The sequence below is a fragment of the Gardnerella sp. DNF01141 genome (assembly GCF_049244255.1).
Classification (GTDB): Bacteria; Actinomycetota; Actinomycetes; order Actinomycetales; family Bifidobacteriaceae; genus Bifidobacterium; species Bifidobacterium vaginale_E.
Map to the genome: position 1 here is coordinate 1275324 of NZ_CP058391.1, position 11909 is coordinate 1287232.

The following is an 11909-nucleotide window of genomic DNA, read 5'->3' on the forward strand; positions in this document are numbered from 1 at the left end:
CAGGACGATAAGAGTGCTGGACGTCAACGCATTTGACAAACTGAGGATTGGACTGGCCACCGCCGAAGATATCCGTAGCTGGAGCCACGGCGAAGTAAAGAAGCCAGAAACCATTAATTACCGTACCCTAAAGCCAGAGAAGGACGGTCTGTTCGGTGAGCAGATCTTCGGTCCAACTCGCGACTGGGAGTGCGCGTGCGGCAAGTATAAGCGCGTGCGCTTTAAGGGAATCGTGTGCGAGCGATGCGGCGTGGAAGTTACCCGCAGCCGCGTTCGCCGCGAACGCATGGGTCATATTGAGCTTGCAGCTCCGGTAACACACATTTGGTTCTTCAAAGGTGTGCCAAGCCGTTTGGGCTACTTGCTCGACATTGCACCTAAGGATCTTGAAAAAGTAATCTACTTCGCAGCCTACATGGTTACGAAAGTCGACGAAGAGCAGCGTCACCAAGATCTTCCAGATTTGCAAGACGAATTCGATACCGAAATCGGCAATCTTCGCAAGCGTCGCGATAACGAAATCGAAGCGCGCGCTAAGAAAGTTGAAGAAGACTTGCACGAGCTGGAAGAATCTGGCGAAGGTAAGGGTGCTGCAAAATCTAAGTTGCGCGCCAGTGCAGAGCGCGAAATGTCTGCTATTCGTACTCGCTATGATGAGCAGATTCAGCGTTTGAACGCAGTATTTGACCGATTCAAGGGCTTGCGTGCCGGAGACATGGAAGGCGACGTTGACTTGTGGCGCGAGATGGAAGATCGCTACGGCGACTACTTCGAAGGCTGCATGGGTGCTGAAGCTATTAAGAAGCGTTTGCAGGACTTCGATTTGAAGTCTGCCGCAGAAGAGCTTCGCGCAGAAATTGACAACGGAACCGGTCAGCGCAAGGCTCGCGCTTTGAAGCGACTGAAGGTTGTAAACGCATTCTTGACTACTGGAAACAAGCCAGAAGCTATGGTTTTGGACGTAATTCCAGTAATCCCACCAGATTTGCGACCAATGGTTCAGCTCGATGGTGGTCGTTTCGCAACTTCCGATTTGAACGATTTGTACCGTCGCGTAATCAACCGTAACAACCGTTTGAAGCGACTTATTGAGCTTGGCGCGCCTGAAATCATGCTTAATAACGAAAAGCGCATGCTTCAGGAAGCAGTAGACTCGCTCTTCGACAATGGTCGCCGCGGACGTCCAGTAACCGGCGCATCCAACCGACCATTAAAGTCGCTTTCAGACATGCTTAAGGGTAAGCAAGGCCGATTCCGCCAGAACTTGCTCGGTAAGCGTGTTGATTATTCCGGCCGTTCCGTAATCGTCGTTGGTCCAAGCCTTCGCATGCATCAGTGCGGTTTGCCGAAGCCAATGGCGTTGGAGCTTTTCAAGCCGTTCGTTATTAAGCGTTTGGTAGATCAGGGCTTCGCTCAGAATATGAAGAGCGCAAAGCGTTTGGTTGACCGCGGCGACTCCGAAGTTTGGGGCGTGCTCGAGGAAGTTATTTCCGAGCATCCTGTGCTTCTTAACCGCGCACCTACACTTCACCGTTTGGGTATTCAAGCATTCGAGCCAATTTTGGTTGAAGGTAAAGCAATCCACCTGCCACCACTTGCCTGCGCAGCATTCAACGCAGACTTCGATGGTGACCAGATGGCAGTGCATCTTCCGCTTTCTGCAGAAGCTCAGGCTGAAGCGCGCACTTTGATGATGGCTTCCGACAATATCTTGAAGCCAGCAGACGGTCACACCGTTACAATGCCTTCTCAGGATATGATTTTGGGTCTTTACTACTTGTCTACCGTAATTGAGGGAGCCAAGGGTCAAGGTCGAGTCTTCTCCTCGCTTGCTGAAGCTGAAATGGCTCTCGACAAGCATGAGATTGACATGCAAGCTAAGGTGCTGATTCGCGTTCCTTCAGACTTCGTATTGCCAAAGAATTGGGAGCCTTCCGAGCTTAAGGTTGTTGATCCTGAGCCAGGCAGCCCAGACGTTGTGCGCGAAGAGCGTTTTAAGGACGGAACTGTACTGTTTGCAACTTCTTGCGGACGCATTTTGTTCAACGGAACTTTGCCAGTCGACTATCCGTTCGTAAACGAGCAGGTGCCGAAGGGCGTACTTTCTAAGATCGTCGACGAAATCGCAACCCGCTATTCTACAGCTCAAGTTGCTGCAACACTCGACGCTTTGAAGGATCTCGGCTTTACTCGTGCTCCTTGGTCTGGCGTAACAATGGCATTCTCCGACATTGTGCTTCCTCCAAATCGCGAGCAAATTGCGCAAGATTACGAGGATCAGGCTGCAAAAATCAACTCCCAGTACGATATGGGTCTTCTTACTGACGAAGAGCGTCGTCAAGAGTTGATCAACTTGTGGACTGAATGCACCGACAAGGTTGCAGACGCAATGCGCGAAAACTTCCACGACGACAACAACGTGAACATCATGGTTCAGTCAGGCGCACGTGGTAACTGGATGCAGATTCGCCAGATTGCTGGTATGCGAGGCCTCGTGGCAAACCCTAAGGGTGAGATTATTCCTCGACCTGTTAAGTCAAACTACCGCGATGGTCTGTCCGTGTTGGAGTACTTCATCTCCCAGCACGGCGCTCGTAAGGGTCTGGCAGATACTGCACTTCGTACGGCAGAATCTGGCTACTTGACTCGTCGTCTTGTGGACGTTTCGCAGGAAGTAATCGTGCGTGAAGAAGATTGCGGCACTAAGCGCGGTCTTATGATGAAAATTGCTGATCGCGACGAAAACGGCAATTTGACGCTTGTTAAGGCTGCTGACGGTGGTCCATACTCGCGCTTGCTTGCTGCAGATGTTCTCGATCCTGCCGACGGCACAACAGTTTTGGCAAAGTGTGGAGATGCGCTTTCTATGGACGTTTTGCGTGATTTGGTTGCGCATGGCGTTGAGGAAGTTAAGGCGCGTTCTGTGCTTACTTGCGAATCTAAGCGCGGCGTTTGCGCAAAGTGCTACGGCTGGTCCTTGGCTACGAGCCGACTCGTGGATGTTGGCGAGGCTGTTGGTATTGTGGCAGCACAGTCCATTGGTGAGCCTGGTACGCAGCTTACGCTTCGTTCCTTCCACTCTGGTGGTGTTGCTTCGGCTTCCGATATTACGCAGGGTCTTCCTCGTGTTACGGAGCTTTTCGAGGCTCGTACTCCTAAGGGCGAGGCTCCAATCGCTGAGTTCCCAGGCGTTGTGAAGGTTGAGGATACCGACCACGGCCGTCAGGTGACTTTGACTCCAGACGACACAACTGTTGACCCAATCGTTTACCCTGTGACGCGTCGTGCGCCAATGCTTGTAAAGGATGGCGAGCATGTTGACGTTGGTACGCAGCTGATTGAAGGTTCTGTGGATCCTAAGAAGATTCTTCGAATCCTTGGTCCGCGTGCGGCTCAGGTGAACATTGTGGAAGAAGTTCACAACGTTTACCGTTCTCAGGGCGTTGATATTCACGACAAGCACATTGAGGTTATTGTGCACCAGATGCTTCGCCGTATTACGGTGATTGATTCTGGTGACACTGAGCTTCTTCCTGGTGAGCTTGTTGATCAGGCGAAGTTCCGCGAGGCAAACTTGGCTGCTGTTAAGAACGGTGGCAAGCCTGCTGCTGGTCGACCAGAGCTTATGGGTATTACCAAGGCTTCGTTGGCTACGGATTCTTGGCTTTCTGCAGCATCCTTCCAGGAGACTACGCGCGTGCTTACTGAGGCCGCCTTGAGCCAGAAGGAAGATGATCTTAAGGGCTTGAAGGAGAACGTTATTATCGGTAAGCTCATCCCAGCTGGCACCGGTTTGGCGCGTTATCGCAACGCTAACGTGGAGCCGGATCCTCAGGTGCGTGACTCCATTTACCCTAACTTCGGTTTGGGTGGTGCTGACGGTACGCCATCGAACTTCGGTGAAAGCGATATGGCGGATGTTGACTTCTCCAACATTGATTTCGGCGATATGAAGCTCGGCGATGACTTTAATCCAGATGACTTCCTTGATGATCAGGGTGGTCAGGGTGATTACGGCGACGAAGCTGAGTGATTTCGCTAATCTGATATAAATGGGGCTTCAAGCTTTCTGGCTTGAAGCTCCTTTTTTGTTACTGGCGCAGTTGGTGTTCTGCGTTAGTAACGTATAATGTTGCTTTTTTGTTACTCACGCAGTTGGTGTTCTGCGTTAGTAACGTATAATGTCGCTTTTTCGTTACTGGTGCAGTTGACGTTCTGCGCAAGTAACACATGAATCGTCCTTAAATACCTTTTAACCACAATGCTGTAAATTTATTGTTTATTCATCGTATTATCGAATAATCTCAGTAGTATGCCTAAAACTAACAACGAAACGATACGCATGATAAGAGATGCCGAAATAGAGCATCGATGCATCCTACCTATTAACGCAGCTCAAAAACAGTATGCGTATAGATGCGTGAAAAGCGGCACTTTTGTGCGCACTTTTCGTAATCTTTACGCGCGAACTGAGTACTGGCAGAAGCTATATACGTCAGAACGCATACGTCACGTAGCGCTTTCATTGATGGATCTTTATCCGGATTGGAAGTTTACTGTTACGAGTGGGGCAGCTTTATTAGGTTATGATGTTGTTGAAGATTATGACACGCTGCTTGTTGGCAGTAAACATGATTTACAGAAAACGAATTTACAAACGCTTCCGACGCAGATTTATATTCGCTCAAAAACTAACAAATCTACGCACGATAATCCGCAATTGCATCGTATTGGCGCAACTGGAAAGGAGCAGGATGGCTACTAGCGACGACGTGCGTATTGTGCAGCCGAGTCGCAAATATGATGGTCAGCTTATTACGCTTCCGCATTCAAGTGACAGGGTAAGTTATGAGATTAGAAGTCATGTTGTTGACAAAAGTACTCTGCTTTTTGATGCTGCTAACAGTTTGAGTTTTAGGGCTGCTTTGCCGATTTTTGATTCTGCTGCGCGCGATAACGTGAACTTTAACAAGGTTCTTGAGATTTGCGAAAGAAGAGATGGCGGAAGAGACGGTGGAAGAGATGGTGCTGTTGGTGTTGGCGGTAGTGGTGTAGTTGGCAACGGTTTTGTGTATAGCTGTGTAGCTGGTTTCGGCAGTAATGCGGATCCTATTTTTAGGTTGCGTCGCCTTTGCTTTTTTCAGAATGGTTTAAGCGAGAATGGTGGCGAGTCTTTCGCGCGCGGCACGATGATTGATCTTGGGTTTATGGTGCCTGCGTTACAGCATGAGTTTGTTGCGTCTAATTCCAGGGTTAAGTATAGGTGTGATTTTTTGTGGCGGGTTTCAGGCGGTGGCCTGATTGTTGGCGAGCTTGATGGGTATGACAAGTATTTTGTTGATTCGACTAATTCGACGCATGCGAATATCAACTTTAATTCTTCGGCTGATACTCAAATGTTGCGTAATTCCTACAATCAGGCCGCTATTAATCGCAATATTGATAGGCAGGCTGAGCGTGAGTCGGTGCTTTTTAGGGAGTGCGGCGTGAGTAAGATTGTGCGTTTTAATTTTGCGGATGTTGTTGGCGTTAAGAATCTTGAGCGGAAGCTTGTTGAGGCTGGTGTGCCGCGGATTATGCGCGTTGGATGAGAGCGGGCGCTTAGAATGCGCACGCTTTACCGTTTTTTTTTTGTTACTGACGCAGTCGGCGTACTGCGTGCGTAACGGATAGATGCGTTTTTTCGTTACTGGTGCAGTTGGCGTTCTGTGTGAGTGTTGCTGGTTGGTTGTTTTGGCAAGAGATTTAGATAATTTTGGAGGGCACCATGGCAGAAGAGAATAAAGAGATTGCGATAATAGATGAAACTACGCTTAAAAGTAAGATTTACCATATAAGAAATCAAAAAGTTATGCTTGATTTTGAACTTGCTGAAATTTATGGATATTCTACAAAAAGATTTAACGAACAGGTTAAAAGGAATATTGAAAAATTTGAAGGGGATGATTTTATGTTCCGGCTAACCGATGAGGAAGTATATGAACTTTCAAGGTGCCATTTTGGCACCTTGAACAATGGGCAAGTATATGAACTTTCAAGGTCGCATTTTGCGACCTTTAACAAAGTGCAAGGCAGAGGCAGTAACATTAAATACAATCCCTACGCTTTTACGGAACAGGGCATCTATATGCTTATGACTGTATTAAGGGGAGAACTTGCGATTAGGCAAAGTCGAGCTTTAATACGAATGTTTAAGCAGATGAAAGACTTCATTATTGAGAATAGAGACTTTCTTAGCTCAAAAGAAATGTCGCAACTGTTATTGCAAACAAATCAAAATACAAATAACATAATGCAGCATTCAAAAGAAATAGCAAATATGAATAATAAAATTATCACCCTAGCAACAAAAGAAGATTTGAAAAAAGTGATGGATAATTTTATAGATAGTAGCACTTACAAGCATTTTCTTTTGCTGAATGGGGATAAGATAGAAGCGGACGTTGCCTACACAAAAATATATAAGTCAGCAAAGAAAAGCATTTATGTTATAGATAACTATATAGGGCTTAAAACGTTGGAACTTTTAAGGGCTGCAAGAGATAACACGCGAATCATAGTTTTTAGCGATAATGTAAGAAATAAAGATATGCTTACGAAAAATATTTTAGATGATTTTAGAAAAGATTATCCTAATGTAGATTTGAATCTGAAGGTAGCTGATAAAAAATACCACGATAGATATATTGCAATAGACTTTGGGGCAGAAAATGAAGCCTTTTATCTTTGTGGAGCATCATCAAAGGATGCTGGAAATAAAATATCGAGTATTACCAAGATAGAAGAATCATCGAAGGATATGTATCATGCAATGTTTGGGGGAATGTTAAACAATAAGAATTTGAAAATTTGATATACGGGAATGGGCTAGAAAGTTGTATGGATTCCAAGCAAGGCGGTAGAAGTAAAAATCTATCGTCTTTTTTTAATTGCAGCAAATTATAGAGCTGTTTTCGCGCGCTGCGTTAGTAACGGATAATGTCGCTTTTTTGTTACTGGCGCAGTTGGCGCGCTGCGTTAGGGTCTCATTTTTTACCTTATTCTTATGCGTCAAATCCTGCGTTAGCTCTCTCGTTAAATTATTTTGTAGATTGGCTGTTTGTTGATTGCTGTAACGAACGCTTTTCTTTGCAATTCTGCATCTCCGCCATTGCAAAGTGGTTTTGTTACGTAATCTTTGTTTACAAGATCCACTTTTCTTCCTAAACATTCGGACAGAGCTAAGCGCAATTCTTGCTTTTTTCTCGCTTCTTCGATAGTCGATTGCGGCGACGGCAGGTTTGGATCGTTGTGAATTTGGTAAATGAAGTCAACGTCCGAATAGCGGTTTGATGCGTTTCGCGCGACCGAGCCAAAAAGGTACAGCTCGTCTATGCCTAATTTGCGCGCTATTTTTTCGCACAGATTTAACTACAATTGGCGTTAGTTCGGACGTGTCAGTGGCAAGCGAATGAGAAGATGCAATATTATTTGTCATTCTGCTTCCTCCTCGTATTGCTTATGCGCGCAGTATATTGCGTAAGTTTTGTTAACTGTTGTCTTATATGAAATTTTATATCATAATGCGCAATTAATCACACCTTATTAACATACGACCTGCCTGAGCGCTGCATTGAGTCGTCGCTACCGCATTGGGTCGCTTTTCGCGCCACGCTTAAGCGAAAAGCGAATCAATTATATTGGTGTTTTATTGGATTATTGCTCGTCGGATTACGCTTTCTTAAGAGTATAAAGAAAGCGTAATCGTGTGCGCGCTTGCGTGGAAAGCCCACTGGGCTTTCCACGCTGAGCAAGCGCTGCCGCATTAGTGTATCGAGAAGCGCGCTGTGTTGCTTCTCGATACACTAATGCGACACGCCGAATTTTGATTTGTGAAAGTTTGTGAAAATTTTGAAAAGAAAAAATGCAAATAAATAAGCAGCGTCTTGCATGATGACACCATCAAAAGCATTGATATACAGGGATTCTGTTCGTCGCGGGGGGGGGTGCTTAAAAGTATAAACATTTGTTTATATGCGCAATATGCCTATTTTTGTGTCTTGTTTACGATTAAACTTGTATTTACTCATAGTTGAGCGCTCGCGTCCAACTTGCTACAAATTGCTAAAAACAACAAGGTTTTTGCAGTAACTTTCTTAAAATTTGTTATTACATCATAACATTGTTATAATTAGCTTTTTGCAAGCCGAAAACAAAATGTAAACCAAAACAAGACGTTCCTACAAGAAGAGAGGGAATATGCGTCTAAACAAAATTTCATTAAAACAGGCTGTGGCAATGCTTGCCGCAACCTGCACACTCTGCACCTGCTGCGTCGCCGGCTCAGTCGCCTGGGCTGAAAATACGCCGACTACTACTCCTGCTCAAGGTGAAAACACCGCGAATATTAAAACTGGGCAGAAAACTTCTATCACTATTTATAAATATGAAGGTCCTGAGACCAAGGATAGGAATAATGGTAAAGCGTATAAGAATATTCCAGCCACACAAAAACCAATTTCAGGAGTGAAGTTCAAGCTTACTCCAATTCTTGATTCTAAAAGCAACAAGATTGATTTGTCTAATACATCTGGTTGGGAAGCCATCAAGAATTTAACGACTGAAAATAAAACTGCTAGTCAGGCTTTGACTGATGCTGGTTTGAAGGTTTCTACGACTGATGCAGACATTAAAGAACAAGAAACTGCTGCAGATGGCTCTACAACATTCAATCTTGGTACTACGTACGGCTTGTACCTGGTAGAAGAAGACTTGGCTAATAGTGCGCCTAAGAAAGATGGAAAGCCTATTAAGGTTACTAAGCAAGTTAATCCATTCCTTGTAACGGTTCCTCTTCCTGATACGCAGACTCATAGTTGGCTTTACAACTTAAAGATTTATCCAAAGAACGACGTTAGCTCCAGCAAGGTAGAGAAGAAAGCTCAGGCTGATCCAAACAAGCCATTCATTGATGGAACTAATACAACGATGGGCTGGGATATTTCCATTCCACTTACTGCTATCAAAGATGGTGGCAGCACATATACCAATGTTTCATTCACTGACCCGATTAACACAGACTTCTTGAACTATAACAGTGTTAAAGATGTGAAGGTTACTGATAAAGATGGTAATAATGCTGATACGCTAACTGCAACAGATTACGAAGTTAAAGCATATTCTTCAATTGGTGATAATCCAACTGAGGTTACTGATTTATCCAGTGCTGAAAAACTCAAGACTGTCAAGTGGATTCGCGTTAAGCTCACTAAAACTGGTTTGGCTAAGGCTTCTGCAAAAGTTGGTGGCAAACTTACAGCAACAGTTGTAACAACAGTTATTGCTCCTGGAAATATTAAGAACAATATAAACACTGATGTAGATGGTGTAGCAACCGGCGATGGAGATAAAACTCCAAGCTGCGTTCCAACTAAAGATAAGCCATGTAAGGAAGACCCAGATCATCCTCACGAAGGTGGAGATACCACTAATTTTGCTAAGCTCACCATTGATAAGGTTGGATTGAGTGATGACATTACTAATAAGAATGGTAATCCTTTGAAGGGTGCAATCTTCAATGTGTATGAAGCTGCTGCAGGTAAGACTGTAGACAATCTTAATGGTAAGACAGTTGAAGCTGCTGGTACTGATTTAATAACGACTACTGACAAAGTTCGCACGATGGCTGCAACTGACGATAAAGGTAATGCTTCTGATTCATTCTTCGTGGGTAATGCTGATAAAGTTTCACACGTTTATTGCGCAGTTGAAACTACTGCTCCAGATGGATTTGAACTTGATAACAAACTTCATTGTGTGAATCTTACTGCTGGTGCAGAAGATAAAGCTAACACTTTGAAGATCAACAACAAGAAGTCTACTTCTCTCGAAAAGATCCTTAAAGCGCTGCCTATGACTGGTGCTCGCGGCTTGGTGATTTTGACGCTTTGCGGTGTTCTTGGTTTGGGCGGCACGTTCTTCTACATTGTAATGAAGCGTCGCAAGGAGCAAGAGCAGTAGTAAAACTCAATCGGCTGGTTAGTTGCTTTGATGATTGTTCAGCTGATTTGCTTTGCCGGTTGCACAGTTTGATTTCGAAACAAGCTGTGCAACCGGTTTGAGCAGATTAGTTGCGCGGTCAGGTGTAGCGCAAGCGCAGGAAATCTACGTCAAATGTTTCCGAACAACGCAAAAACGACAACATTTGCCGGGAAATTACACGGCGTTTGTGGTCAAAAGTAGCAAAAACGACAACAATTGCCGGACATTCTCCGTCAAAGTTCCAGAAGCTTTGCACCATTGCTTTGCAAACGGCGACTATTTGTTGCTTAGTGACCGCTAACATTAGTGCTGCTGCGCACGCCACACCAAGCACGCAAACCACGCACCCACCCGCAGCTTAGTTTCGCGACTCTAGTTGCACTTAGTAAACCACGCAGTTGCGTAACTTTTGCACGAGTCTATGAGTTTTGTGTTGTTGTTTAGTATGTTGAGAGGCTGGAAAAATTGTGTTCAGCAATAAAAGAGGACTGAGTAAGCTACGTTCTTTTAAGAACAAAGCAGACAGTGAAGCCTTTAACAGCCAAAGCAACGAAGGACGGGAGCTTGCGCAAACACAAATTTTCCAGCCTCGTCCAAACCAAAAAACTAAATCAGTTACAAAACTCATAGACGATACTAAAGAATATCGAAAAGAATATCGCAAACAAAATCATAACCAAAAAAACCACTCAAACTCGCGCAACAACGCAAAAAACTGGCGATTCTCTAAATCGTGCATAGTTCCGGCTTTGCTGTTGCTTGCGTCGTTTGCGTCTCTTATTTACCCGCATGCCGCCATGTGGCTAAGCCAGTATCACATGTCGGAAGTGGCGGCCGAGTATGCAAAGCTTATTACACACGCGGTTCCTGCTCCGCACGAGCAGCTCCGTCGCGCTCGTGAGTATAACAGTAAGCTTTCGTCGGGTGCTATTTACGAGGCAAATACGAACATACCAACTTCTCACGGAGCTACTTCCGATGCGAGCCAGGATTACTGGGATCAATTGAAAGTAAACGATGACGGGCTGATGGCTCGTTTGCGCATTAAAAAAATTGATCTTGATTTGCCTGTGTATCACGGCACAGAAGATGCCACTCTTCTGAAAGGTCTTGGTCATTTGCGTGGAACTTCGCTTCCGGTTGGCGGTAAGGGAACGCGATCTGTGATTACAGGACATCGCGGTTTGGCAAGTGCGGAAATGTTCACCAGGCTGGACGAAGTTGGAAAAGGTGACACTTTTACCATTGAGGTTTTCGACGAGATTCTCACTTACAAGGTTGTTGACAAGATCGTTGTAAACCCTGATGAGACGAAGAAGATTGCAGCCGTTCCTGGTAAAGATTTGGTGACGCTGATTACTTGTACGCCGCTTGGTATCAACACGCAGCGCATTTTGGTTACTGGCGAACGCGTGGTGCCAACGCCTGCGGCAGATAAAGCGCTTCGTGGTAAAAAGCCTGATGTTCCGCGATTTCCGTGGTGGATTGTTGCGTGCTTTGGAAGCCTGTGTATTGTTGGTGGCTACATTTGGTGGGCTGGTTTGCCTGTTAAGAAGAAAAAGAAGGAAGATAAGGAAGGTAGCGAGGAAAGTAAAGAAGATAGCACGAAAGATAGCGCGAAAGATAGGGAAGAAGATAGCGAGGAAGATAGGGAAGAGAATAGTGCAGTAACTGGCTCTGCACGAAGAGAAGATCTTGAGCGCGAGGAAGCTAAGGCGATTGAAAATCGCCTGAAAAAACGACCGAAGGTCAAAAAGTCTAGTTCGCGCAAAAAACGCAAGCGGAGTGGTAACAGCGAAAAGACTTCCGATTGGCTTATAGACATTCTTGGTTTATGAGCGATTGCGTATGGCAACAAAAACTTAATAACAAAACTTAATAACAAAACT

The 11909-nt window shown here is 45.1% G+C and carries 6 protein-coding genes and 1 pseudogene; 5 read left to right on the top strand and 2 right to left on the bottom strand.

Annotated elements, in window-relative coordinates; translation table 11 throughout:
* Positions 1-13: 13 nt before the first annotated feature.
* The 3 genes and pseudogenes from HXT35_RS05005 to HXT35_RS05015 all read left to right on the top strand — a co-directional run bounded on the left by HXT35_RS05005 (position 14) and on the right by HXT35_RS05015 (position 6853).
* On the top strand, positions 14-4033 hold the full coding sequence (locus HXT35_RS05005) for a DNA-directed RNA polymerase subunit beta' (protein WP_004128956.1): 4020 nt from the start codon (positions 14-16) through the stop codon (positions 4031-4033).
* A gap of 309 nt (positions 4034-4342) precedes the next feature.
* Positions 4343-5591, top strand: a pseudogene (locus HXT35_RS05010) (AMP-dependent synthetase).
* A 176-nt stretch (positions 5592-5767) separates the two neighbouring features.
* Positions 5768-6853: an ORF6N domain-containing protein gene (locus HXT35_RS05015; protein WP_004128948.1), complete on the top strand. Its 1086-nt coding sequence runs from the start codon at positions 5768-5770 to the stop codon at positions 6851-6853.
* 221 nt (positions 6854-7074) lie between these two features.
* Here the strand turns inward: HXT35_RS05015 and HXT35_RS05020 are convergent, their stop codons facing one another.
* Positions 7075-7404, bottom strand: a complete 330-nt coding sequence (locus HXT35_RS05020; protein ID WP_421777715.1) for a nucleotidyltransferase family protein — start codon at positions 7402-7404, stop codon at positions 7075-7077.
* An 834-nt stretch (positions 7405-8238) separates the two neighbouring features.
* Between HXT35_RS05020 and HXT35_RS05025 the strand changes: the two genes are divergently transcribed.
* A complete protein-coding gene (locus HXT35_RS05025; protein WP_004128940.1) occupies positions 8239-9999 on the top strand; it encodes a SpaH/EbpB family LPXTG-anchored major pilin in 1761 nt (586 codons plus the stop codon).
* A gap of 118 nt (positions 10000-10117) precedes the next feature.
* On the opposite strand, the gene HXT35_RS05030 is transcribed toward HXT35_RS05025, so the two are convergent.
* Entirely contained in the window at positions 10118-10324 is a 207-nt protein-coding gene (locus HXT35_RS05030) for a hypothetical protein (RefSeq protein WP_155114879.1), read from the bottom strand.
* Positions 10325-10757: 433 nt separating this feature from the next.
* Here HXT35_RS05030 and HXT35_RS05035 point away from each other — a divergent pair, with 433 nt between their 5' ends.
* Positions 10758-11858 (top strand): class C sortase, encoded by a 1101-nt coding sequence (locus HXT35_RS05035; RefSeq protein ID WP_419185105.1) that lies wholly within the window; start codon positions 10758-10760, stop codon positions 11856-11858.
* The last annotated feature ends 51 nt before the right edge of the window (positions 11859-11909 follow it).